At 71.8% G+C, this 24,551-nt stretch carries 22 protein-coding genes and 1 tRNA gene; 13 read left to right on the forward strand and 10 right to left on the reverse strand.

Annotated features, from left to right (window positions below; all coding sequences use genetic code 11):
• The first annotated feature begins 38 nt into the window (after window positions 1-38).
• Window positions 39-1,721 (forward strand): phenylacetic acid degradation protein PaaN, encoded by a 1,683-nt coding sequence (paaN, locus tag ACZ3X1_RS09155; RefSeq protein WP_467278125.1) that lies wholly within the window; start codon window positions 39-41, stop codon window positions 1,719-1,721.
• A 105-nt stretch (window positions 1,722-1,826) separates the two neighbouring features.
• Here the strand turns inward: paaN and ACZ3X1_RS09160 are convergent, their stop codons facing one another.
• The 3 genes from ACZ3X1_RS09160 to ACZ3X1_RS09170 form a co-directional block, all read right to left on the reverse strand.
• A complete protein-coding gene (locus tag ACZ3X1_RS09160; protein ID WP_467278127.1) occupies window positions 1,827-2,600 on the reverse strand; it encodes a TrmH family RNA methyltransferase in 774 nt (257 codons plus the stop codon).
• 114 nt (window positions 2,601-2,714) lie between these two features.
• The gene (locus ACZ3X1_RS09165; RefSeq protein ID WP_467278130.1) at window positions 2,715-3,944 is read right to left on the reverse strand and encodes an HTTM domain-containing protein; all 1,230 of its coding nucleotides are present in this window, start codon (window positions 3,942-3,944) and stop codon (window positions 2,715-2,717) included.
• Window positions 3,929-4,591: a DUF5819 family protein gene (locus ACZ3X1_RS09170; protein ID WP_356814467.1), complete on the reverse strand. Its 663-nt coding sequence runs from the start codon at window positions 4,589-4,591 to the stop codon at window positions 3,929-3,931. Before ACZ3X1_RS09170 ends, ACZ3X1_RS09165 begins: the two co-directional genes overlap by 16 nt.
• A 143-nt stretch (window positions 4,592-4,734) precedes the next feature.
• Here ACZ3X1_RS09170 and paaA point away from each other — a divergent pair, with 143 nt between their 5' ends.
• From paaA to ACZ3X1_RS09200, 6 genes are all read left to right on the forward strand, one after another.
• A complete protein-coding gene (paaA, locus tag ACZ3X1_RS09175) occupies window positions 4,735-5,784 on the forward strand; it encodes a 1,2-phenylacetyl-CoA epoxidase subunit PaaA (protein ID WP_467278134.1) in 1,050 nt (349 codons plus the stop codon).
• Entirely contained in the window at window positions 5,781-6,065 is a 285-nt protein-coding gene (gene paaB, locus ACZ3X1_RS09180; protein ID WP_030026914.1) for a 1,2-phenylacetyl-CoA epoxidase subunit PaaB, read from the forward strand. Before paaA ends, paaB begins: the two co-directional genes overlap by 4 nt.
• On the forward strand, window positions 6,062-6,799 hold the full coding sequence (gene paaC / locus ACZ3X1_RS09185; protein WP_362634536.1) for a 1,2-phenylacetyl-CoA epoxidase subunit PaaC: 738 nt from the start codon (window positions 6,062-6,064) through the stop codon (window positions 6,797-6,799). The genes paaB and paaC overlap by 4 nt, the downstream gene beginning before the upstream one ends.
• Window positions 6,793-7,302, forward strand: a complete 510-nt coding sequence (paaD, locus tag ACZ3X1_RS09190) for a 1,2-phenylacetyl-CoA epoxidase subunit PaaD (protein ID WP_467278136.1) — start codon at window positions 6,793-6,795, stop codon at window positions 7,300-7,302. The genes paaC and paaD overlap by 7 nt, the downstream gene beginning before the upstream one ends.
• Window positions 7,303-8,409 carry a 2Fe-2S iron-sulfur cluster-binding protein gene (locus tag ACZ3X1_RS09195; RefSeq protein WP_467278138.1) on the forward strand — a complete coding sequence of 369 codons (1,107 nt, stop codon included), beginning with the start codon at window positions 7,303-7,305 and terminating at the stop codon, window positions 8,407-8,409.
• A gap of 97 nt (window positions 8,410-8,506) precedes the next feature.
• Window positions 8,507-9,649: an acyl-CoA dehydrogenase family protein gene (locus ACZ3X1_RS09200; RefSeq protein ID WP_467278140.1), complete on the forward strand. Its 1,143-nt coding sequence runs from the start codon at window positions 8,507-8,509 to the stop codon at window positions 9,647-9,649.
• 24 nt (window positions 9,650-9,673) lie between these two features.
• On the opposite strand, the gene ACZ3X1_RS09205 is transcribed toward ACZ3X1_RS09200, so the two are convergent.
• From ACZ3X1_RS09205 to ACZ3X1_RS09230, 6 genes are all read right to left on the reverse strand, one after another.
• The gene (locus ACZ3X1_RS09205) at window positions 9,674-10,018 is read right to left on the reverse strand and encodes a rhodanese-like domain-containing protein (protein ID WP_078094686.1); all 345 of its coding nucleotides are present in this window, start codon (window positions 10,016-10,018) and stop codon (window positions 9,674-9,676) included.
• A 105-nt stretch (window positions 10,019-10,123) separates the two neighbouring features.
• Window positions 10,124-10,891, reverse strand: coding sequence for a hypothetical protein (locus ACZ3X1_RS09210; RefSeq protein WP_467278570.1), 768 nt, complete (start codon window positions 10,889-10,891; stop codon window positions 10,124-10,126).
• A gap of 168 nt (window positions 10,892-11,059) precedes the next feature.
• Window positions 11,060-12,460, reverse strand: a complete 1,401-nt coding sequence (locus ACZ3X1_RS09215) for a DUF2252 domain-containing protein (protein WP_467278142.1) — start codon at window positions 12,458-12,460, stop codon at window positions 11,060-11,062.
• Between the two features lie 54 nt (window positions 12,461-12,514).
• Entirely contained in the window at window positions 12,515-13,174 is a 660-nt protein-coding gene (locus ACZ3X1_RS09220; RefSeq protein ID WP_356814460.1) for a response regulator transcription factor, read from the reverse strand.
• A gap of 9 nt (window positions 13,175-13,183) precedes the next feature.
• Window positions 13,184-14,884 carry a sensor histidine kinase gene (locus ACZ3X1_RS09225; RefSeq protein WP_356814459.1) on the reverse strand — a complete coding sequence of 567 codons (1,701 nt, stop codon included), beginning with the start codon at window positions 14,882-14,884 and terminating at the stop codon, window positions 13,184-13,186.
• A 262-nt stretch (window positions 14,885-15,146) separates the two neighbouring features.
• A tRNA-Leu gene (locus tag ACZ3X1_RS09230) sits at window positions 15,147-15,229 on the reverse strand.
• Window positions 15,230-15,522: 293 nt separating this feature from the next.
• On the opposite strand from ACZ3X1_RS09230, the gene ACZ3X1_RS09235 reads away from it, so the two are divergent.
• The 6 genes from ACZ3X1_RS09235 (at window position 15,523) to pknB (ending at window position 23,605) form a co-directional block, all read left to right on the forward strand.
• On the forward strand, window positions 15,523-16,341 hold the full coding sequence (locus ACZ3X1_RS09235) for a DUF3662 and FHA domain-containing protein (protein ID WP_356814458.1): 819 nt from the start codon (window positions 15,523-15,525) through the stop codon (window positions 16,339-16,341).
• A 10-nt stretch (window positions 16,342-16,351) separates the two neighbouring features.
• Window positions 16,352-16,852 carry an FHA domain-containing protein FhaB/FipA gene (locus ACZ3X1_RS09240; protein WP_356814457.1) on the forward strand — a complete coding sequence of 167 codons (501 nt, stop codon included), beginning with the start codon at window positions 16,352-16,354 and terminating at the stop codon, window positions 16,850-16,852.
• A 93-nt stretch (window positions 16,853-16,945) separates the two neighbouring features.
• Window positions 16,946-18,457 carry a PP2C family protein-serine/threonine phosphatase gene (locus ACZ3X1_RS09245; RefSeq protein ID WP_356814456.1) on the forward strand — a complete coding sequence of 504 codons (1,512 nt, stop codon included), beginning with the start codon at window positions 16,946-16,948 and terminating at the stop codon, window positions 18,455-18,457.
• Between the two features lie 28 nt (window positions 18,458-18,485).
• Window positions 18,486-19,910 carry an FtsW/RodA/SpoVE family cell cycle protein gene (locus ACZ3X1_RS09250; RefSeq protein WP_362634552.1) on the forward strand — a complete coding sequence of 475 codons (1,425 nt, stop codon included), beginning with the start codon at window positions 18,486-18,488 and terminating at the stop codon, window positions 19,908-19,910.
• Window positions 19,907-21,373, forward strand: a complete 1,467-nt coding sequence (locus tag ACZ3X1_RS09255) for a peptidoglycan D,D-transpeptidase FtsI family protein (protein ID WP_356814454.1) — start codon at window positions 19,907-19,909, stop codon at window positions 21,371-21,373. The genes ACZ3X1_RS09250 and ACZ3X1_RS09255 overlap by 4 nt, the downstream gene beginning before the upstream one ends.
• 195 nt (window positions 21,374-21,568) lie before the next feature.
• Complete coding sequence (gene pknB, locus ACZ3X1_RS09260) at window positions 21,569-23,605, forward strand: Stk1 family PASTA domain-containing Ser/Thr kinase (RefSeq protein WP_356814453.1); 2,037 nt, start codon at window positions 21,569-21,571, stop codon at window positions 23,603-23,605.
• Between the two features lie 220 nt (window positions 23,606-23,825).
• Here pknB and ACZ3X1_RS09265 read toward each other — a convergent pair whose 3' ends face one another.
• Window positions 23,826-24,551 (reverse strand): class E sortase, encoded by a 726-nt coding sequence (locus ACZ3X1_RS09265; RefSeq protein WP_356814452.1) that lies wholly within the window; start codon window positions 24,549-24,551, stop codon window positions 23,826-23,828.

A 24,551-nucleotide genomic window follows, 5' to 3' on the forward strand; every position in this document is an offset into this window, starting at 1 on the left:
GCTCTCCTTCGCCCGGCTCAACGAGGAGTTGGTCCCTGATGGCCGCCGAGCTCACCGTCCCCCAGCTGTCCGCCAAGCACCGGCCCACTCTGGACCAGGCCCTGTCGGCGATCCGCAGCCGCGCCTACTGGTCCCCGCATCCCGAACACCCCAAGGCGTACGGCGAGACCGCCCCGGCCGACGGGCTGGCCGCCTTCGAGGCGCTCCGCGGGACCCGGCTGGACCTCGGCCAGCCCGGCACCGACGGCTGGACGGGCGCCGAGAAGTCCCCGTACGGCCCCGAGCTGGGCGTCGAGTACCCGCACGTGGACGCGGACGTGCTGCTGCCCGCGATGAAGGCCGGCATGGCCGCCTGGCGCGACGCGGGACCGGAGGCACGCGCCCTGGTCTGCATCGAGATCCTGGCCCGCATCTCGGCCCGCACCCACGAGTTCGCGCACGCGGTCATGCACACCAGCGGCCAGGCCTTCATGATGGCGTTCCAGGCGGGTGGTCCCCACGCGCAGGACCGCGGCCTGGAGGCCGTGGCGTACGCGTACGAGGAGCAGACCCGGGTCCCGGGGCAGGCCGACTGGTCGAAGCCGCAGGGCAAGAGGGACCCGCTGGAACTCGGCAAGACCTTCACCGCGGTCCCCCGCGGCATCGCCCTCATGATCGGCTGCAACACCTTCCCGACCTGGAACGGCTACCCGGGCCTGTTCGCCTCGCTGGCCACCGGCAACCCGGTGCTGGTCAAGCCGCACCCGCGGGCCGTGCTGCCGCTCGCGCTGACCGTGCAGGTGGCGCGGGAGGTCCTCGCGGAGGCGGGCTTCGACCCGAACCTGGTGGCGCTCGCGGTCGAGCGTCCGGGCGAGGGCATCGCCAAGGACCTCGCCGTCCGCCCCGAGATCAAGCTGATCGACTACACCGGCTCCACGGAGTTCGGCGACTGGCTGGAGGCCAACGCCCGCCAGGCGCAGGTCTACACGGAGAAGGCGGGCGTCAACACCGTCGTCCTGGACTCCACCGACAACTACAAGGGGATGCTGGCCAACCTGGCCTTCTCCCTGTCGCTCTACAGCGGCCAGATGTGCACCACCCCGCAGAACCTGCTGATCCCGCGCGACGGCATCGCGACGGACGCCGGCCACAAGTCGTACGACGAGGTCGTGGCCGACCTGGCGGCCTCGGTCGGCGGCCTGCTCGGCGACGACGCCCGGGCCAACGCGCTGCTCGGCGCGCTGGTCAACCCGGACGTCAAGGCCCGCCTGGAGGCGGCGGCCGGCCTCGGCGAGGTCGCGCTGGCCTCCCGCGAGGTCGCCAACCCCGAGTTCCCGGACGCGGTGGTCCGCACACCGGTGCTGGTCAAGCTGGACGCCGCCAAGCCGGACCCGGAGGCGCCCTTCCTGTCCGAGTGCTTCGGCCCGGTCTCCTTCGCGGTGGCCGTGGACTCCACGGCGGACGCACTGGACCTGCTGCGCCGTACCGTGCGCGAGAAGGGCGCCATGACGGTGGGCGCCTACACCACCTCCGCGGACACCGAGCGGGCCGTCGAGGAGGTCTGCCTGGAGGAGTCCGCGCAGCTCTCCCTGAACCTGACCGGCGGGGTCTACGTCAACCAGACGGCGGCCTTCTCGGACTTCCACGGCTCCGGCGGCAACCCCGCGGCCAACGCCGCGCTGTGCGACGGCGCCTTCGTCGCGAACCGCTTCCGCGTGGTGGAGGTCCGCCGACAGGCCTAGCCCGCCCGGCCCCGTCCAAACCCTGGACGGGGCCGTCCCTGCGCCGGGCGGAGAGGACCGCGTCGCCCGGCACCGTGCCTCGGGCACCAGGCGCGTGGGCGGGGACTAGGGGGCGCCCTGGCCGGCGGGCGGGGGGCCGCCCCAGTGGAAGAGGGTCATGGCCACGCTGGTGGCGAGGTTGTAGCTGGATACCTGGGGGCGCATCGGCAGGGACACCAGGTGGTCGGCCCGAGCGCGCAGCTCGGGGGAGATCCCGTGCCGCTCCGACCCGAAGGCCAGCAGCGCGTCGTCCGGGAGGGTGATGCCGCGGACGTCCTCGCCCTCCGGGTCGAGCGCGTAGAGCGGCCCGGGCGGCAGCTCGTCCAGGGCGAGGCGTTCGACGGTGGTGGCGTAGTGCAGTCCGGCGCCGGCCCGGACCACGTTCGGGTGCCAGGGGTCGAGGTCGCCGCGGGTCACCACGCCGGTGGCGCCGAAACCGGCGGCGAGGCGGACGACGGCTCCGACGTTGCCGAGGTTGCGGGGGTTGTCGAGGACGACGACGGGCGCGGGCCTGGGCGTCCGCCGCAGGCCCGCGAGGCCCGCAGCGCGGTCGGGGCGTACGGCGAGGGCCGCGACCCCGGTGGGGTGGACGCGGGGCAGCAGCTCCTTGAGCACGGCCGGCCGCACCAGGCGGTCCACGTCGGCCTTGACGTCCGGCGCCAGCTCCCGGGCCAGTGCCCGGACGGCGCCGGGGTCGTCGGCGACGACCAGGCGTACGTCGGCCCCGAAGCGCAGGGCGTGCTTCAGCGCGTGGAACCCGTCGAGGAGCACGAGGTCCGCCCGCCCGGCGTCCTTGCGCCACTGCCGCACCGTCTCGTCCCCGCCCGCCCGCTCGCTCATCCCCCGACCCTACGACGCAACCCCACCGCCGTCCGCAGCACGGGGCCCGCATTCCGCATTCCAGCCCCGCCGGCGTTTGAGGCGCGGGGTCCGGGGGCGGAGCCCCCCGGCTCTTCAGCCCGTCCGGGGTTCGAGGGCCGCGTCCGGATCAGGGTCCGGATCGGGGTCCGGATCCGGGCAGAGCCCGGTTTCGGGAAGGGGCGGGGCGGGGGAAAGCCCCGCAGGGCTCCGCCGGGGCCGCAGTACGGCAGCCCTGGCGCCGAGCCACACCAGAAACCCGGTCGGCAGGAAGACGGCATCGGCGGCGATCATCGCCAGCGAGAAGAACGGCAGCCCCAGCAGCACCGCGATCCCCGCGTGCTCCAGCATCATCAGAACCAGCAGCACGTTCTTGATCCGCCGGTTGAAGAGCGTGAACGGGAAGGCCACCTGCACCGCCACCGTCCCGTACGACAGCAGCATCACCAGCGTCCCGCTGCCCGCCAGCAGCCCGGACAGCGCCGGCCACGGGGTGAAGTAGTCCAGCCCCAAGGGGTAGTACAGCGCCGTCCCGTCCTGCCACCGCGATCCCTGGATCTTGTACCAGCCGGCCGTCGCGTAGATCAGGCAGACCTCCGCCATGATCACCAGCATGCCCGCGTTGTGCAGCACGTTCGCCAGGACGTCCAGGACCGCCCGCCCCTCGCCCTCCGGCTCGTAGCGGTCGACCAGCCACCACAGCCCGCAGAGCACCCACACCGCCGCGAACCCAGCGAGCCAGCCGTGGCTGAAGCGCCCGGTGGCCGCCCCGTACGCGAAGACCGCCCCCAGCACCCACCACAGCACCGGCCCGGCCGCCCCCGCCGTCGCGGAGCCCCGCGTACGCGCCCTGCGCGCGTCCAGCGACCACACCTGCGCGCACCGGGTCAGCACCAGGTAGATCGCCACGAGGTGGATGACGTTGTCCCCGCCGTCGCCCATGAACACGCTGCGGTTCTGCAGGGAGAGCACGCCGGCCATGAACACCACGGACGTCGCCCGCGTCCGCCATCCCAGCAGCAGGCCGACGCTCGCCAGCACGGCCACCGCGTAGACGGTCTCGAACCACAGGGCCGAGCCGGACCACGTCAGGACCGTGAAGGCGCCGTTGGAGTCCAGCAGCCGCTCCGCCAGGTCCAGGCTCCAGGGCCCGTCCGGGCCGTACAGCTCGGCCCGGTGGGGGAACTCCCGCAGCAGGAAGAAGAGCCAGGTGCCGGCGAACCCGATGCGCACGACGGCGCTCTGGTACGGGCCCAGCGCCTGCCCGCTCACCGTGGCGACGGCCCTGGTCAGCGCGGCGCGGACCCGTCTCACACCTTCCACCACGGCAGCTCCCGGTAGTACGTCTGGGTGTCGGTGGTCTCGGTGCTCCACTTCGGCGCGGGCACGGCCGTCGTGGCCGAGCGCAGCTGGATCCGCAGGACGTGCCCGCCCCGGTGGTGCGGGGCGAGCCGGTTCACCGCGATGCGCCGCAGGTACTGCTCGGACAGCTCGCCGCGCTCGCCGACGGGCTTCTCGTCCTCGCCGTGGGAGCCGGTGTAGAAGTCCCAGGCCCGGCGCAGCTCGTTCTGCTCGGTGTGGCTCGGCAGCAGGCCGTGCCGGATCGCCGCCGCGTCCTCGGCGCTCAGGTCCCGCCAGCCGGTGGTGATCAGCTCGCCGCCGGCCGTACGCACCTCGGCGCGCACCTCCACGGCGATGTTCTGCTGGAGCGGGTTGGGTGCGAAGAGCTTCCAGTTCTGTTCGAACTCGGGATAGATCCAGGCGTCGATCGTCCCCGCGTGCTGCTTGCTCACCGTGTTGGACGGGGCCACGTGCAGGAAGACCAGGGCGAGGTGCGCGCACGCGGCCAGGCCCACGGCGCCCAGGACCAGGGAGGTCACGACCCGGTACGGCGTGGAGAGACCGGCGATTCCGGGCGCCCTCGGGGGTGGCGGAGCGGCCCCTTCGGCGAGCTCGTGCCCGTTCGAATCCATCCCGCCCCGATCGTCCGGCATCCACAGGGTTGACCACAGAGGTTGACACCCTACGGGCCGCCGACTCACCATTGAAGCGAATGAACCGAACGATCGGTCGGTCGGCTGGACGGACGGTCGGCAAACACTGACAAGGGGCCGGAATGGTGGCAGTGACCCCGGAAACGGGCCCGAACGCGGCCCTGGGGACAGACGGGACGGACGGGACGGGCATGACGGCTGACCTGGGCGCACAGCTCGCAGCGGCGTTCGACGCCGCCGTGGCGGCGGACGAGCGCGTGGAGCCGCGCGACTGGATGCCCGAGCAGTACCGCGCCTCTCTGGTCCGACAGATGGCGCAGCACGCCCACTCCGAGATCATCGGCATGCAGCCCGAGGCCAACTGGATCACCCGCGCGCCCTCGCTGCGCCGCAAGGCCATCCTGATGGCCAAGGTCCAGGACGAGGCGGGCCACGGCCTGTACCTCTACAGCGCGGCCGAGACCCTCGGCACCAGCCGCGACGAGCTCCTCGACAAGCTCCACTCGGGGAAGCAGAAGTACTCCTCGATCTTCAACTACCCGACCCTGACCTGGGCGGACGTCGGCGCCATCGGCTGGCTCGTGGACGGCGCGGCGATCACCAACCAGGTGCCGATCTGCCGCTGCTCCTACGGGCCCTACGCCCGCGCCATGGTCCGGATCTGCAAGGAGGAGTCCTTCCACCAGCGCCAGGGCTTCGAGCTCCTCATGGCCCTGTCCAAGGGCACCGAGGAGCAGCACGCCATGGCGCAGGACGCGGTGAACCGCTGGTGGTGGCCCTCTCTGATGATGTTCGGCCCGCCGGACGACGAGTCGGCGCACTCGGCCCAGTCGATGGCCTGGCGCATCAAGCGCCACTCGAACGACGAGCTGCGCCAGCGGTTCGTGGACATCGCCGTCCCCCAGGCCGAAGCCCTCGGCCTGACCCTGCCCGACCCGGACCTGAAGTGGAACGAGGAGCGGGGCCACCACGACTTCGGCGCCATCGACTGGGCCGAGTTCTGGGACGTGCTCAAGGGCAACGGCCCCTGCAACGAGCAGCGGATCGGTCAGCGCCGCAAGGCCCACGAGGAAGGCGCCTGGGTGCGCGACGGGGCCGCCGCGTACGCGCGCAAGCAGGCGGCACAGCAGTCGGCGAAGCCCGCCGGACAGAACGAGGAGGCACGGGTATGACGCAGAACTGGCCCCTGTGGGAGGTGTTCGTGCGCTCGCGCCGCGGCCTCTCGCACACGCACGCGGGAAGCCTGCACGCCCCCGACGCGGAGATGGCCCTGCGCAACGCCCGCGACCTCTACACCCGGCGCAACGAGGGCATCTCGATCTGGGTGGTCCCCTCCACCGCGATCACCGCCTCCTCGCCGGACGAGCGGGACCCCTTCTTCGCCCCGTCCGCCGACAAGCCGTACCGGCACCCCACCTTCTACGACATCCCGGAGGGAGTGAGCCACCTGTGACCGGCCTCGACACCAACCCCGCCACCACCACCGCGGCGGCCCTCGCCCTCGGCGACGACGCGCTGGTCCTCTCCCACCGCCTCGGCGAGTGGGCGGGGCACGCCCCCGTCCTGGAGGAGGAGGTCGCCCTCGCCAACATCGCCCTCGACCTGCTCGGCCAGGCCCGCATCCTGCTGTCCATGGTCGGCGACGAGGACGAGCTGGCGTTCCTGCGCGAGGAGCGGTCCTTCCGCAACCTGCAGCTGGTCGAGCAGCCGAACGGCGACTTCGCCCACACCATCGCCCGCCAGCTCTACTTCTCCGTCCACCAGCACGAGCTCTACACGGAACTCGCCCGCGGGGACGGCCCGTTCGCGCCGCTCGCGGCCAAGGCCGTCAAGGAGACGGCGTACCACCGCGACCACGCCGAGCAGTGGACCCTGCGGCTCGGCGACGGGACCGAGGAGAGCCGGACGCGCATGCAGGCGGCGCTGAAGGCGCTGTGGAAGTTCACCGGGGAGCTCTTCCAGCCTGTGGAGGGGCTCGACGGCGTGGACTGGGCCGCCCTGGAAGAGCGCTGGCTGGCCGCGCTGACCGATGTTGTGGAGCGGGCGGGGCTCACCCTGCCCGAGGGAGCGCGCACCGGCGCCTGGGCGGCCGGGGCCGGCCGCCAGGGCCTGCACACCGAGTCCTTCGGCCGGATGCTGGCCGAGATGCAGCACCTGCACCGCAGCCACCCGGGGGCGTCATGGTGACCACCGCCGACGCCACGACGACCCGCCTGGAGGCCGAGCTGGCCGAGCTGGCAGGGTCCGTCCCGGACCCGGAGCTGCCGGTGCTCACCCTCGGCGAGCTGGGCGTGGTGCGCGGTGTGCGCATGCACGACGACGGCCACGCCGAGGTCATCCTCACCCCGACCTACACCGGCTGCCCGGCCATCGAGGCCATGTCGGCCGACATCGAGCGGGTTCTGACCACCCACGGCATCCCCGAGGTGCGGGTGACCACCGTGCTGGCCCCGGCCTGGTCCACGGACGACATCAGCGCCGAGGGCCGTCGCAAGCTGGCCGAGTTCGGCATCGCCCCGCCCCGGCCGCACGCGGCCGGCGGGCCGGTCCCGGTGACCCTGTCCGTCCGTTGCCCGAACTGCGGATCGACCGACACCGAGCTGCTCAGCCGTTTCTCCTCCACCGCGTGCAAGGCGCTGCGCCGCTGCACCTCCTGCCGCGAACCGTTCGACCACTTCAAGGAGCTGTAGATGGCCGCCCCCCGCCACGGCGCGTTCCACCCGCTGACGGTGGCGGAAGTCGACCGGCTCACCGAGGACTCGGTGGCGCTGACCCTGAGGGTTCCCGAGGACCTGCGCGAGGACTACCGGCACGCCCCCGGCCAGCACCTGACGCTGCGCCGCACCGCCCCCGAAGGCGGTGTCGAGGTCCGGCGCACCTACTCGATCTGCTCGCCCGCCCCGGCGTCCGACGGCCCGGGTCCCGCCTGTCTGCGCGTCGGGGTGCGGCTGGTGGAGGGCGGGGAGTTCTCCACCTTCGCGCACAAGGAGATCGCGGCCGGCGACGTGCTGGACGTCATGGTCCCGGCCGGGCGCTTCGTGCTGGACCCCGCCGCGGCCCCGGTCGGCGGGCACTACGCCGCGATCGTCGGCGGCAGCGGGATCACGCCCGTGCTGTCGATCGCCGCGAGCCTGCTGGCCGCGCGGGCCGACGCCCGTTTCTGCCTCGTGCGCAGCGACCGCACGGCCGCCTCGACGATGTTCCTGGAGGAGGTTGCCGACCTGAAGGACCGCTACCCGTCGCGGTTCCAGCTGGTCACGGTCCTCTCCCGGGAGGAGCAGGAGTCCGGGCTGCCCTCCGGCCGGTTGGACGAGGAGCGGCTGACGTCCCTGCTGCCCGCGCTGCTGCCGGTGGAAGAGGTCACCGGCTGGTTCCTGTGCGGGCCCTACGGCCTGGTGCAGGGCGCGGAGCGGGCCCTGCACGCGCTCGGCGTCGCCCGTACCCGGGTGCACGAAGAGATCTTCCACGTCGAGGACACCACCCCCGCGCCGGTCCGTGCGGCGGCGTCCGCGGCCGCCGCGGCCGGCCGGGTCACCGCACGGCTCGACGGCCGCTCCGGCACCTGGCCCGTCCAGGAGGGGGAGTCCCTGCTGGACGCGGTGCTCCGCAACCGCGCGGACGCCCCGTACGCCTGCAAGGGCGGCGTCTGCGGCACCTGCCGGGCGTTCGTGGTGTCCGGCGAGGTCCGGATGGACCGCAACTTCGCCCTGGAGGCGGAGGAGACGGACGCCGGCTTCGTCCTGGCCTGCCAGTCGCACCCGGTCACCGAGGAAGTGGAGATCGACTTCGACCGCTAGTAGCCGGCGCCGGCTGTCCCCGACTGTCCTCCCCTGTCCATTTTCAGGAACGTGTTCTATCTTGACGCACCGTCAGGTCAGAACGGGAGGACAGGCAGTGGACTTCACCTTCACCGAGGAGCAGCGGGCCGCCGTCGAGGCGGCCAAGGCCGTGTTCGCGGATGTCGCGCCCGACAGCGTGCCCAGCCCGGCCCTCACCCCGGGCGCCGTCGCCGACGACTTCGACCGCCGGCTGTGGTCCAAGCTCGCCGCGTCCGACCTGCTGGGCCTCGTCCTCGCCGAGGAGCACGGCGGCGCGGGCCTGGACACCCTCGCCCTGTGCCTCGTGCTGCGCGAGGCCGCCCGGGTGCTGGCCCGGGTACCGCTGCTGGAGCACTGTGCGACCGCCATGGCCGTCCAGGCGCACGGCAGTCCCGAACTGGCCGCCGCACTGCTGCCCGCCGCCGGGCGCGGCACGCTCGTCCTGACCGCCGCCGCGCACGGCCGCTCCGGCCACGACCCGGCCGAACTCGCCGTCACCGCACGCCTCGACGGCGAAGCGTGGATCCTGGAGGGCACCCAGACCGCCGTCCCCTGGGCGCACACCGCCGACTGGATCGCCGTACCGGCCCACACCGGCGAGGGCGACGCCGTCCTCGCACTGGTCCCGCGCACCGCCGGGGGCCTCGCCCTCGCCGAGCAGGTCTCCACCAGCGGGGAGCGGTTCGCCGAACTCGCCCTGGATGGCGTACGGGTGGAGCGCACCCACCTGATCGACACCCCGGGAGCCTGGGAGCGGCTCCACCAAGTACTCACCACCGGCACCTGCGCCCTGGCGCTCGGGCTGGGCGAGGCCGTCCTCGGCATGACGAGCCAGTACACCAGCAAGCGCGAGCAGTTCGGCTTCCCAGTGGCCACCTTCCAGGCGGTCGCCGTCCAGGCCGCCGACCGCTACATCGACCTGCGTGCCATGGAGGTCACGCTGTGGCAGGCCGCCTGGCGGCTCGATGCCGCCACGGGCGGCGCCGGCGGTCCGCTGCCGAGCACCGGTGACGTGGCGGTCGCCAAGATCTGGGCCTCGGAGGGCGTACGCAGGGTCGTACAGACCGCCCAGCACCTGCACGGCGGCTTCGGCGCCGACACCGACTACCCGCTGCACCGCTACCACGCCTGGGCCAAGCAGCTGGAGCTCCAGCTGGGCCCGGCGGCCGCGCACGAGGAGGCCCTGGGCGACCTGCTGGCCGCCCACCCCCTCGCCTGAGACCGCAGGGCTCGGAGCGGTCGCTCAGAGGACGAAGGCCGGGTTTCCGTTGTCCGTCACCATCGGCCGCCCGGCACCGTCCCAGGCCTGCATCCCGCCGTCGACGTTCACGGCGTCGATGTCCTGGCGCACCAGGTACTGGGTGACCTGGGCGGAACGCCCGCCGACCCGGCACATCACGTAGACGCGGCGGCCGTCCTCGACGGCCTCCGTCAGCTCGCCGAAGCGGGCCACGAAGTCGCTCATCGGGATGTGCAGAGCGCCCTCGACGTGCCCGGCCGCCCATTCGTCGTCCTCACGGACGTCGAGGACGAAGCCTTCGGAGGGCACCGCGGCGGCGTCCACCGAGGGAAGCGGTCCGAAGTTCATAACTGTCGCCTTCTCTCTTCACAGGTCTGCTGCCAACCTATCCGACCCACAGATCCGGCCACGTCACGCGGACAGCCGCGGTCCCGCCCGGCACTCACCCGGCTCTCACTCGGCGGCGAGCTCAGCCGCCAGCTGCGCCTCGCGCTCGGAGACCTGCGCCAGCAGCTGCTCCGCGATCTCCTCCAGCAGCCGGTCCGGGTCATCGGGAGCCATCCGCAGCATCGACCCGATCGCGCTCTCCTCCAGCTCCTTCGCCACGAGCGCCAGCAGCTCCTTGCGGCGGGCCAGCCACTCCAGCCGGGCGTACAGCTCGTCGCTCTCGCCGGGTGCGGAGGCCTCGGGCACCGGCCCGGCCGCCCACTCCTCGGCCAGCTCGCGCAGCAGCGCCTCGTCACCCCGCCCGTAGGCGGCGTTGACCCGCGCGATGAACGCGTCGCGGCGCTCCCGCTCGTCCTCCTCCTGGGCCAGGTCGGGGTGGGCCTGGCGGACCAGCTCGCGGTAGAGGCGGCGTACCTCCTCCGAGGGCCGGACCCGCTCCGGCGGCCGCACGGGCCGGTCGGTGAGCATCGCGGCGGCATCATCGGAGATGCCTTCGGAGCCCAGCCAGTCGTGGAACAGCTCGTCCACCCCGGGCATCGGCATGACCAGCGAGCGCGCGTCCCGGGCCCGCCGCAGGTCCTCGGCCTCACCGGTGCGCGCCGCCTTCGCCTCGGCGATCAGCGCGTCCAGCTCGTCGAGCCGCGTGTACATGGGGCCGAGCTTCTGGTGGTGCAGGCGGGAGAAGTTCTCCACCTCCACGCGGAAGGTCTCCACCGCGATCTCGAACTCGATCAGCGCCTGCTCGGCGGCCCGTACGGCCCGCTCCAGGCGCACCTCGGGGCGCTCCTCACCAGTGACGGAGGAGTCGCCGGACCCACCGGGGACTGTCTGCTCAGGGTGCTCGGTCTGCTCGCTCACCCGGCCAGGGTACGGCCCGCCCGCGTGGGCGGTGTTTCACGTGAAACACCGCCCGTCGTGCAGCGGCCTGCGCGACCGCGCGACCTACACCCCGGTCTCCGCGGCGATCCGGCCGGCCCGCACCGCAGCCACCAGGTCGGCGTGGTCGGCCTCGGTCCGGTCGGCGTAGGCCACCGCGAAGGCCGCCATCGCCTCGTCGAGCTCCTCGTTCTTGCCGCAGTAGCCGGCGAGCAGGCGGGGGTCGGCGCTGTGGGCGTGCGCCCGGGCCAGCAGGGCCCCGGTCATCCGCCCGTAGTCGTCGATCTCGTCGGGTGCCAGCGCCGCCGGGTCCACGCTGCCCTTGCGGTTGCGGAACTGGCGGACCTGGTACGGGCGCCCCTCCACCGTGGTCCAGCCCAGCATGATGTCGGAGACCACCTGCATCCGCTTCTGCCCGGCCACCACCCGGCGGCCCTCGTGCTCCTCCGGCGCCGAGGTGAAGCCCAGCGAGGGCAGGTGTGGGAGCAGCACCGAGGGCCGCGCCTCCTTCACCTGGAGGACCAGCGGTTCGTCCCGGTGGTCGAGCAGCAGGACCACGTACGAGCGGGTGCCGACGCTCCCGGTGCCCACCACGCGGAAGGCCACGTCGTGGATCGCGTACCGGGCCAGCAGCGGCAGCCGGTCGCCCTGCAGGGTCTGCAGGTAGGAGCCGAGCGAGGCCGCCACGGCCGCCGCCTCCGCGTCCGTGACGCGGCGCAGCACGGGCAGCGCGTCGACGAAGCGGCGGCCGCCGTCCGGCCCGGTCTCGGTCGACCTGGTGGCGAACCGGGCCGAGGTGTTGTTGCGGGCCTTCTCCGAGACCCGCTCCAGGGTGCCCAGCAGATCGCGGGCATCGGCGTGGGAGACCAGTTCCTCGTCGGCGATGGCGTTCCAGGCGTCGAGCGCGGGGAGCTTGGACAGCAGCCGCATGGTCCGCCGGTAGGCGCCCGCGGCATCGAACGCGGCCGCGCGGCAGGTGTCCTCGTCCGCTCCGGCCACCCGGCCGGCCAGCACCAGCGAGGCCGCCAGCCGCTTCACGTCCCACTCCCACGGACCGAACACGGTCTCGTCGAAGTCGTTCAGGTCGATGACGAGCCCGCCCCGGGCGTCCCCGTACAGGCCGAAGTTCGCCGCGTGCGCGTCGCCGCAGATCTGCGCGCCCACGCCCGTCACCGGTCCGCCGGACAGGTCGTGTGCCATCAGCCCGGCCGCCCCGCGCAGGAACGCGAAGGGGTTGGCTGCCATCCGGCCGACCCGTATCGGTGTCAGCTCCGCCACCCGCCCGGCGTTGGACTCCTCCACCGCCCGCACCGCGTCCGGCCGCCCGGCCGGCACCTCGAAGCCGGCGTGCGCCGCCCTCGGCAGGCGGGCGCGCAGCGCCTTGCCCGCCTCCTTCGGCGAGTCCGCCGCCACGCGCGGCGCGAACCCCGCCACGTCCGGAATCCGCTGTCCCGCTGTCGCCGCCATCGGCGCCGCCCCCACCCGTTCAATTTGATCGCTTCGAGAACGGGCTGACCGTATCTACAGCCCGGCGTCCCTGGCCAGCAGTGCCGCCTGAACCCGGTTCTCGCAGCCCAGCTTCGCGAGGATGCGGCTCACGTACGTCTTCACGGTGGCCTCGCTCATGTGCAGGCGCCGGCCCGCGTCCGCGTTGGACAGACCCTCCCCGAGCAGCGCCAGAACGCCCCGCTCGCGCTCGCTCAGCTCGGCGACCTGACGGCGCGCCTCCTCACCGCGCACGGCGGCCCTCCCGGACGCCAGCTGGTCCACCACGTGCCGGGTGGCGCCCGGCGAGAGGTAGGCGTCCCCGGCCGCGGCCGCCCGGACCGCCCCGATCAGCTCGCCCGGCGCCGAGTCCTTCAGCAGGAACCCCGCCCCGCCCTGGCCCAGCGCCCGCAGCACGTTCTCCTTCTCGCCGAAGGTGGTCAGGATCAGGGCCCGTACCTCCGGGGCGGCCCGCCGCAGCTCGCCCAGCGCGGTCAGGCCGTCCAGCACCGGCATCTGGATGTCGAGGAGCATCACCGCGGGGGCGTGGGCGAGGGCCAGATCCACCGCCTCCCGGCCGTTCGCCGCCTCCGCGACGACCTCGATGTCCGGCGCCGAGGTCAGGATCATCCTGATCCCGGCCCGGATCAGCGGCTCGTCGTCGGCGATCACCACTCTGATCACTTCGGCTGTCACCCCGTGCTCCTACTGCTTGACCTCGTACGCCTGCTTGTCCACGAGCTTGCCGTCCTTGAAGCAGAACCGGAAAACCAGGTCCGTGGACAGTGTGTTGCCGGTCTGGTCGCTGGCCAGCAGCACCAGGCACTCCGAGCCCTCCGGCCGGGGCGGCCCCTTCCGGTCGGCGCCTGCGGTCAGAAAGCTCTCGCCGCTCGGCAGCCGCTCGCGGACCGCCTTCTCGGTCTCGCCGACGTGCACGGCGTCGTACTCGTCCCGGCCGATCATCGCGTCGCCCGCCGAGTCCATCAGCATGACCGCCGCGGCGACCATGACGATCACCAGGACCACCACCGCCGCGAAGGCGATCCCGCAGCCCACCGCTATGCCGCCGCTGCGGCTAGGCACCCGTACGGCCAGCTCCCGGTCGACCGCCGCCCAGTCCATCGGCTGCTGCCCGCCGCGCCGCCCGCGCACCGGGGGCTGGGTGAGCTTCTGCGCCTGCGCCTGCTGCCCGAAGTCGTCGGCCACGTCCTGGGCGCCGGCCGGCTCCGTGCCGTACGGCAGCACGCCGGCCACCCGGAACCCGCCGCCCTCGGCGGGACCCGCATGCACCATGCCGCCGACCAGCCGGGCCCGCTCGCGCAGCCCCGTCAGCCCCTGCCCGCCCGACACCACGTCCTCGGCCGGGCCGGCCGACGGCCCGTTGGCGATCTCCACCACCAGCGAGTCGTCCTCGTAGCGCAGCTCCACCGTGATCGGTGCCCCCGGGGCGTGCTTGTAGGCGTTCGTCAGGGCCTCCTGCACGATCCTGTAGGCGGCGTGGTCGCACGCCGCGACCAGCGGCCTCGGCCGCCCCGAGGTCTTCATCCGCACCTCGGTCCCGGCGCCCCGGGCAGCCTCCACGACCCCCGCGATGCCGGCCACCCCGCGCGCCGCGGGCTGGGCCTCCTCCACCGGCGGGGGCGCCTCCACCCCGTCGCGCAGGATGCCGACGACCTCACGCAGTTCGTGCATCGCGGACACCGAGGCCTGCCGCAGCACGCCCACGGCCTCCCGCTGACGGTCGGTGAGCTCGGGATCCACCTCCAGCGCACCCGTGTGCACGGCGATCAGCGCCAGCTGGTGGCCGAGGCTGTCGTGCATGTCCTGGGCGATGCGCTGCCGCTCGCGCAGCCGCGCCTGCCCGGCGACCATGGCCCGCTCGCGCAGCAGCTGGCCGTTGCGCTCGTGGAGCGCGGCCAGCAGGGTCCGGCGCTGCGACCAGTACCGGCTGGCCAGCCCCGGCATCACGGTGACCGCCAGGAACATCAGCGTGGAGAACACGACCACCAGCAGCGGTCGCATCTGCGACCACTGGTCCAGGACACCGAAAGCGAGCGACGCGACGAAGGCCAGCGTGAACGAGCCCAGCGCCCGGCCCACGCCGACGATCCGCCGCCCGGACGACCAGCCCAGCAGTGGCAGGACGAAGAACAGCCCCGGCAGGGCCGAGCTCAGCGCCGAACCGGCCACGAGCGTCGTCGCCGGCAGCCGCCTGCGCAGGAGGGTCAGCGCCACCACGACCACTGCGCCCAGCAGCATCCGCTGCCCGGACCCCCCGTCGAGCTCCTCCACGCCCAGTCCGAGGATGGCCAGCACACCGGCGAGCGCGAGGTCCCCGGCCAGCATCCGCCGCGTCCACGGTTCGGGCCCCCTGAGCCAGTCCCAGCCCGCACGTGTCTTCGCCATCACATCCACGCGCCCGACCCTAGAGACCCGATCCCGGCCCCGGCCGCCCTCTTTCGTCTTGCCCGCCGCGACGAAAGTCGCATCGGGCGGGAGCAGTTGGAGCCGCACGCGCCTGCGGCCGGCCTCGTCGTGACCGACGCCACACACCGAACACCGAACAGCGGACGGCACCCGCCGACATGGCATGGGTCACGCGCACCCGGTCGCGGAGCAAAGCGAAACGGCCGCCACCGCTTTCGCAGTGACGACCGTCTCGTCTATGTGGGCGAGGGGGGATTTGAACCCCCACGTCCCGAAGGACACTGGCACCTGAAGCCAGCGCGTCTGCCGTTCCGCCACTCGCCCGAGCAGCGTCCCAGTGGCTCTTCCCTTTCGGGCCGTTCCCCTGGCGACGTCGAAACATTAGCACGTAGGACGGGGTGGATTCACATCGCTTTCCCCGCAGCTGCCGGCCCCCGCACGGGCGGCCCCTCCCGCACTCCGCTCCCGGTGCGGGACACTGTTCCCGGAGCGCCCCTACGATCCCTTGTGAGGACCAACACTCGTCCTCACAGGAGCGATGGGGAACCACCCGAATCCGCCACGCGTGGATACGATCAGTAAGCAGTACAGGGCGACAACGACGGAGGAGGTGCCCCATGGGAGTTCTGAAGCGGTTCGAGCAGCGACTCGAAGGTCTGGTGAACGGCACCTTCGCCAAGGTGTTCAAGTCCGAGGTCCAGCCGGTGGAGATCGCCGGAGCCCTCCAGCGGGAGTGCGACAACAACGCCACCATCTGGAACCGCGAGCGGACCGTCGTGCCCAACGACTTCATCGTGGAGCTCAGCGCCGGCGACTACGACCGTCTGAGCCCCTACTCCGGGCAGCTCGGCGACGAGCTCGCGGGCCTCGTCCGCGACTACGCCAAGCAGCAGCGGTACAGCTTCATGGGCCCCATCAAGGTCCACCTGGAGAAGGCCGAGGACCTCGACACCGGGCTCTACCGGGTCCGCAGCCGCACCCTGGCCTCCAGCACCTCCCAGCCGCAAGGGGCGCCGCCCTCCCCGGCGAGCGGCTACGGCTACCCGCCGGTCGCCGCACCGCCCATGCCCGCCGGCCCGCCTCCGGGCGGACCCGGCGGACGCAGGCCGGCCCCGGGCGGTCCCGGCGCCCCGGCCCCGGCGGGATCCGGCGGCCCGCGGCGGCACTGGATCGAGATCAACGGCACCCGCCACCAGATCTCGCGCCCGACGCTCGTACTCGGCCGAAGCACCGAAGCCGACGTGCGGATCGACGACCCCGGCGTATCGCGCCGGCACTGTGAGATCCGGACCGGAACGCCCTCGACGATCCAGGATCTCGGGTCCACCAACGGCATCGTGGTGGACGGGCAGCACACCACCCGCGCTACGCTCCGCGACGGCTCGCGGATCGTCGTGGGCAGCACCACCATCATTTACCGGCAAGCCGAAGGGTGAAGCGGGGGCAATGTCAGAGCTGACCCTGACGGTCATGCGGTTGGGTTTCCTGGCCGTTCTGTGGCTGTTCGTCATCGTGGCCGTTCAGGTCATCCGCAGCGATCTCTTCGGTACGAGAGTGACCCAGCGCGGTTCGTCCCGCCGCGGCGGCGCCGGCGGCGCCCCGCAGCAGGGCGGCCGCCAGGCCTCGCCTCCGCAGCAGCGCCAGCGGCGCGGTGCGCCCACCAAGCTCGTCGTCTCCGAGGGCATCCTCACGGGAACCACCGTGGCCCTCGCCGGACAGACGATCACCCTGGGCCGCGCCCACGACTCCACGATCGTGCTGGACGACGACTACGCGTCCAGCCGCCATGCCAGGATCTATCCCGACCGTGACGGCCAGTGGATCGTCGAGGATCTCGGGTCCACCAACGGCACCTATCTCGACCGGACCCGGTTGACCACCCCGACGCCCATTCCGCCGGGCGCACCGATCCGCATCGGCAAGACCGTCATCGAGCTGCGGAAGTAGTACGAGAATGAGCGAGCGGAGCGAGCGCGCGGCGGTGATCCGTGCCACCGAGGACACGGACACGAGCGCGCTCCCGACCGGAGGGTGGGCAGTGTGGCTCGAGACCGGTTGTACCCGGAGGAAGCTTCGTCGACAGGGCAGGTGCGCATGAGTCTGTCCCTGCGGTTCGCCGCCGGATCCCACAAGGGCATGATCCGCGAGGGGAACGAGGACTCCGGCTACGCCGGCCCGCGTCTCCTGGCGATCGCCGACGGCATGGGAGGCCAGGCCGCCGGCGAGGTCGCGAGCTCCGAGGTGATCTCCACCCTCGTGCAGCTCGACGACGACGTCCCGGGCTCCGACATCCTCACCTCCCTCGCCACCGCCGTGCAGCGCGCCAACGACCAGCTGCGCGTCATGGTCGAGGAGGACCCCCAGCTCGAGGGCATGGGCACCACCCTCACCGCCCTGCTGTGGACAGGCCAGCGCCTCGGCCTCGTCCACGTCGGCGACTCCCGCGCCTACCTGCTCCGCGACGGCGTCCTCACGCAGATCACCCAGGACCACACCTGGGTGCAGCGCCTGGTCGACGAGGGCCGCATCACGGAGGAGGAGGCCACGACCCACCCGCAGCGCTCCCTGCTGATGCGCGCGCTGGGCAGCGGCGACATCGTCGAGCCCGACCTCTCCATCCGTGAGGTCCGCGCCGGCGACCGCTACCTGATCTGCTCCGACGGGCTGTCCGGCGTCGTCTCCCACCAGACCCTGGAGGAGACCCTCGCCGACTACCACGGCCCCCGCGAGACCGTGCAGTCCCTGATCCAGCTCGCGCTGCGCGGCGGCGGGCCGGACAACATCACCTGCATCGTCGCCGACGTCCTCGACACCGACAGCGGTGACACCCTCGCCGCCCAGGTCAGCGACACCCCGGTGGTCGTCGGCGCGGTCGCCGAGAACCAGCACCAGCTCTTCGACGGCGGCAACGCCATGCAGTCCGCTGCCGGCCGCGCCGCCGGGCTCGGCCGCCAGGCTGCGCCGCCCGCGGGCTCCTTCGGCCCCCCCGGCAGCGGCGAAGGCCCCGGCTACGGGTACGGCGACCACGGCCAGGGCGGCGGCTACGGCTCCTTCGGCGAGGCCGAGGGCTACGACGCCGACTCCGCTTACGGCGACACGTACGACCACCCCCGCAGGCGCCGCAGCAAAGGGCGCAAGTGGACCACCCGCACACTGACCCTGCTCGTCGTCGCCGGTGTCATCGGCGGCGGCCTCTACGCCGGCTGGCGCTGGACCCAGACCCAGTTCTACGTCGGCGTGAAGGGCGAGCACGTCGCACTCTTCCGCGGCATCAGCCCGAAGCTCGGACCGCTGGAGCTCTCCAAGGTGGAGACCGACCGCCCCGACATCGAACTGAAGTACCTGCCGCCCTTCAAGCGCAAGCTGGTCGAGGCCACCATCAGCGAGGGCAGCCTCGACGGTGCCCGCAAGAAGCTGGACGACCTCGGCGTCCAGGTCACAGCCTGCAAGAAGGACGAAGAGCGCCGAGGCGCCGAGGCGCAGAACAGCCAGACACCCGGCCCCAGCCTGACTCCCGAGGAGCAGCAGCTGGTCGGCCTGTGCGGAAAGTAGCCCGCGGGCACAGGGGGCCTGCCACACCATGAGCGTTGTCACCAACACGACCACCATCGGCGCCATCGAGCTGCCGAGCCGGCGGAACACCGAGCTCGTGCTGCTCGCCTTCGCCGTGGTCATCCCGATCTTCGCCTACGCCAACGTGGGTCTGGCGATCCACGGCGAGCTGCCCCCCGGCATGTTCGCGTACGGGGCGGGCTTCGCCGTCCTCGCCGGGATAGCGCACGTCGTCGTACGCCGGTACGCGAAGTACGCCGACCCGCTGCTGCTGCCGCTCGCCACCCTGCTGAACGGCCTCGGCGTCGTCCTGATCTGGCGCCTGGACCAGTCCCAGCGGCTGCAGAACCTCGCCAAGCGCAGCTTCGGTGACTTCTCGCCCTCCGCGCCCCGCCAGATGATGTACACGGCGCTGGCGATCGCCCTGTTCGCCGCCGTACTGCTGATCCTCAAGGACCACCGCGTCCTGCAGCGGTTCACGTACATCTCCATGGCCGGCGCGCTGGTGCTGCTGATCCTGCCCGTCGTCCCGGGCCTGGGCGCCGACGTCTTCGGCGCAAAGATCTGGATCAGCGTCGGCGGGTTCTCCATCCAGCCCGGTGAGTTCGCGAAGATCGTCATCGCGATCTTCTTCGCCGGCTACCTGATGGTGAAGCGCGACGCGCTCGCGCTGGCCAGCCGCCGCTTCATGGGCCTGTACCTGCCGCGCGGCCGCGACCTCGGCCCGATCCTGATGATCTGGGCGATGAGCCTGCTGGTGCTGGTCTTCGAGAACGACCTCGGCACCTCGCTGCTCTTCTTCGGCATGTTCGTGATCATGCTGTACGTGGCCACCGAGCGCACCAGCTGGATCGTCATCGGTCTGCTGATGTCGGTCGGCGGCGCGGTCGTGGTGGCCTCCTTCGCCAGCCACGTCCAGGCCCGCGTCAACGCCTGGCTCGACCCCTTCGGCTGCTACGCCACCTCGGGCGCCTGTGAGCAGGTCGGCCAGTCCATCATGAGCTTCGGCTCCGGCGGGGTCCTCGGCGCCGGATGGGGCCAGGGCAACTCCGACCTCATCGGTTTCGCCGCCAACTCCGACTTCATCTTCTCCACCGTCGGCGAAGAGCTCGGCCTCTCCGGTGTGATGGCCTTCCTGCTGGTCTACGGGCTCATCATCGAGCGGGGCGTGCGCACCGCCCTCGCCGCCCGCGACCCCTTCGGCAAGCTCTTCGCCATCGGCCTCTCCGGCGCCTTCGCGCTCCAGATCTTCGTCGTCGCCGGCGGAGTCATGGGGCTCATCCCCCTCACCGGCATGACGATGCCCTTCCTCGCGTCCGGCGGTTCCTCCGTCCTCGCGAACTGGATCCTCATCGCCGTCCTCATCCGGATCAGCGACACCGCCCGCCGCCCGGCACCGGCTCCCGCCCCGTCCCCCGACTCCGAGATGACCCAGGTGGTCCGCCCGTCATGAACAAGCCCCTGCGCCGCATCTCGCTGTTCTGCGGGCTGCTCGTCCTCGCGCTGCTGATCCGGACCAACTGGCTGCAGTACGTCCAGGCCGAGGAACTCAGCACGCGCAAGGAGAACCGACGGGTCCAGATCGCCCAGTACGCCACCGAGCGCGGCAACATCATCGTCCAGGGCGAGCCGATCACCGGTTCCGCGGTCACCGACGGCAGCGACTACAAGTACAAGCGCACCTACAAGGACGGGGCGCTCTGGTCCCCGGTCACCGGGTACGCCTCGCAGGCCTTCGGCGCGACCCAGCTCGAATCGCTCGAGGACGGCATCCTCACCGGCAACGACGACCGGCTGTTCTTCGACCGCACCATCGGCATGTTCACCGGCGAGAAGAAGCAGGGCGGCAACGTCGTCACCACGCTCAACCGCGCCGCGCAGCAGGCCGCCTTCGAGAAGCTCGGCACCAAGAAGGGCGCGGTGGCGGCCATCGACCCGCGCACCGGTGCCATCCTCGCGCTGGTCTCCACGCCGTCGTACGACCCGTCCAGCTTCGCCGGCAACTCCACGGCGGACGGAAAGGCGTGGAACGAGCTGAAGGACAGCGAGGACAAGAAGCTCGTCAACCGCGCCCTGCGCGAGACCTACCCGCCCGGCTCCACCTTCAAGGTGGTCACCGCCGCGGCCGCGCTGGAACACGGGGTGGTCCAGGGGATCGACGACCCGACGGACACCCCCGAGCCGTACATCCTCCCGGGCACCAAGACCCAGCTGCCCAACTCCCACACCGGTTGTGAGAAGGCCAGCCTCAACGAGGCGCTGCGCATCTCCTGCAACTCCGTCTTCGCGAACCTCGGCGACAAGGTCACCCGCGACAAGATGGTGGAGACGGCCGAGAAGTTCGGCTTCAACAACGACAAGATCGACACTCCGGTCCGCGCCTTCGCCAGCGTCTACGACAAGAAGATGGGCAAGGACGGCAACGCCCAGAGCGCGATCGGGCAGTTCAACACCGCCGCCACCCCGCTGCAGATGGCCATGGTCACGGCGGCGATCGCCAACGACGGCAAGCTGATGAAGCCCTACATGGTGGACAACCTCACGGCCCCGAACCTGGACATCATCGAGAAGCACGAGCCGCAGGAGATGAGCCGGCCGCTGTCCGCGGGCAACGCGCAGAAGGTCCAGCAGATGATGGTCAACGTCGTCGAGAAGGGCACCGGCGAGAAGGCCAGGATCAAGAACGTGACGGTCGGCGGCAAGACCGGTACCGCCCAGCACGGCGAGGGCAACAAGAAGCGCCCGTACGCCTGGTTCATCTCCTACGCCGAGAACCCGGACGGCACTTCGCCCGTCGCCGTCGCCGTCGTGATCGAGGACAGCGAGGGCACCGCCCGCGACGACATCAGCGGTGGCGGTCTCGCCGCTCCCGTCGCCAAGGCGGTCATGGAAGCGGTGCTGGGAAGCCAGGGGTGAACAGGCGGATCACAGGCCGGAATACGTGACGCAGGTCACTGAATCCGCCCCGGATCCGAGCGTACGGTACCGGTCCAGTATCAGCCTGTGGCCACGAACCGATCACGGACGATCGGCCGGTAGCCTTTGCGCGAACAGCACACCGCCGGACCACACACAGGTGCGGTCGGGACTGACGGAGAGGGCTGCAACGTTATGGAAGAGCCGCGTCGCCTCGGCGGCCGGTACGAGCTGAGCCACGTGCTCGGCCGCGGTGGCATGGCCGAGGTCTACCTCGCCCACGACACCCGGCTCGGCCGTACCGTCGCCGTCAAGACCCTGCGTGCCGATCTCGCCCGCGACCCGTCCTTCCAGGCCCGGTTCCGGCGCGAGGCCCAGTCGGCCGCGTCGCTGAACCACCCCGCGATCGTCGCCGTCTACGACACCGGCGAGGACTACGTCGACAACATCTCCATCCCGTACATCGTGATGGAGTACGTCGACGGCTCCACCCTGCGCGAACTGCTGCACTCGGGCCGCAAGCTGCTGCCCGAGCGCACGCTGGAGATGTGCATCGGCATCCTCCAGGCCCTCGAGTACTCGCACCGCGCCGGCATCGTGCACCGCGACATCAAGCCCGCCAACGTGATGCTGACCCGCACCGGCCAGGTCAAGGTCATGGACTTCGGCATCGCCCGCGCCATGGGCGACTCCGGCATGACCATGACGCAGACGGCCGCCGTGATCGGCACCGCCCAGTACCTCTCCCCGGAGCAGGCCAAGGGCGAGCAGGTCGACGCGCGCTCCGACCTCTACTCCGCGGGCTGTCTGCTCTACGAGCTCCTCAGCGTGCGGCCCCCGTTCGTCGGCGACTCCCCGGTGGCCGTGGCGTACCAGCACGTACGGGAAGAGCCGCAGCCCCCGTCGAACTTCGACCCCGAGATCACCCCCGAGATGGACGCCATCGTCCTCAAGGCACTGGTCAAGGACCCCGACTACCGCTACCAGTCGGCGGACGAGATGCGCGCCGACATCGAGGCCTGCCTCGACGGCCAGCCCGTCGCCGCCACCGCCGCCATGGGCGCGGCCGGCTACGGCTACCCGGACCAGGGGCACGGCTACGGCCCGCAGGGCTACGACCAGCCCACCACCGCCCTGCGCGCCACCGACGCGGGCGCCCAGACGTCGATGATGCCGCCCATGCCCCCGGGCGACGGCGGCTACGGCTACGGCGACCAGGGCCACGGCGGCTACGACCAGGGCTCGAACCGCCGCCAGAACCAGAAGAAGAGCAGGGCGTCCACCGTGCTGCTCGTGGCGGCCGGCATCCTCGTCCTGGTCGGCGCGATCCTCATCGGCCGCTCCCTCTTCGGGGACACGGCCGACAACCGGCCCACCGTGCCCAAACTCGTCGGCCAGACCCTGGAAGTGGCGACGAAGAGCGGCGTGAACTCCAAGCTGAAGGTGGTCAAGGGCGCCGACGAGCCCTGCGACGACCAGCCCAAGGGCAACGTCTGCAAGCAGGACCCGGCGGCCGGCCTCAAGGTCGAAGAGGGATCCACGGTCACGGTGACCATCTCCTCGGGCGCCCCGAAGGTGTCCGTCCTCGACGTGCTCAACATGAAGTTCGAGGACGCGGAGAAGGCGCTGCGGGAGAAGGGCTTCCAGGTCGACCGCAAGAACCAGGAGTCCGAGCGCACCCCGGGAACCGTCCTGGAGCAGAATCCGAAGGCCGGCTCCGAGGCGGAGAAGAACAGCGTGATCACGCTGACGGTCGCCAAGGAGCAGTCCAAGTCCGAGGTCCCCGAGCTCAAGGGCAAGACCAAGGACGAGGCGGAGAAGGCGCTCAAGGCCGTCAACCTGCGGCTCGGCAGCGTCACGGAGTCCGACCAGCAGCCGGGAGCAGCTCCGGGCACGGTCATCAGCCAGCAGTTCGCGGCGGGCCAGCAGCTGGAGCAGGGCAAGACGGTGAACATCAGCATCGCCAAGGCCGCCCAGGCCACCGTCGTCCCGCCCTTCGCCAACCGCACCGTGGGCCAGTACAAGGACGACCTCAAGCGCGCCAACCTGCGGGTCGGCATCGTCACCGGTCCGTCGGACGACAACGCGATCGTGTTCGGCACCGACCCGCAGCCCGGCACCCCGGGCACCTCGGGGCAGGCCGTGAACCTGTTCACCGTCGCCGGACAGCAGGACGGCGGGAACAACGGCGGCCTCTTCGGCGGCCTGACCGGCGGCGGAGGCCGCCGCTAGCGCCGACCGCGGTACCAGCGCAGGAATGAGGTCCGGCCCCCTCCGGTCGAGAGGGGCCGGACCTTTTCGTACGGCTGGTGGCTTCGTACGAACCGCTCCGATGTGCCGCCAGACGGCCGTCTGCGGCCCTGTCGGGTGCGCCTGGGGATCCTGTGGCCAGGGGACTCCCGCAGTGGCTCCTGGGGGCCCCTGGGGGCTCTGGGGGCCTCCAGGGCCTGGCTCAGCGCAGCTCCACCGGGGGCGTGCGCTTCGCGTCGACCTTCTCGGTGCGGACCAGCTCGCCCCACACGATGTACCGGTACTTCGAGGTGTAGACCGGCGTGCAGGTGGTCAGCGTGATGTAGCGGCCCGGGGCGGTCCTGCCGGACTCCTTGGGGACCGCGTTGATCACGTCGGTGTTGTACTTCGAGGTCTGGCGCAGCTCGGCGAAGACCTTGTAGACGTACCAGGTGTCCCTGGTCTCGAAGACGACCGCGTCGCCGTTCTTCACCTTGTCGATGTTGTGGAACTTCGCGCCGTGCCCGTCGCGGTGCGCGGCGAGCGAGAAGTTGCCCTTCTCGTCCCACGGCAGCGCCGACTTCACGGGCTCCGTGTAGTAGCCGGCGACGCCGTCGTCGAGGACGTCCGGCGCGGTGCCCGCCTTGACGAGCACCTCGCCGTTCTTCATGGCCGGGACGTGCAGGAAGCCGACCCCGCCCCGGGTGTCCAGTGCTCCGGGCCCGGCCTGCCCGGGGGCCGGGTCCTGCCACTGCCGGCGGATCTCGTCGCCGCGCGCTGCGGCGTGCCGGTCCGCGAGCACGTTCGTCCACCACAGCGAATAGGCCACGAAGAGGCCCAGCACCAGGCCCACCGTGATCAGTACCTCGCCCAGCAGGCTCAGGAATCCGGCGAGCACACTGCGGCTGCCGGCGGGCGGGGCCGCGGCGCGGCGGCTGGCACGAGACAC

The sequence above is a fragment of the Streptomyces sp. NPDC023541 genome, assembly GCF_055559995.1.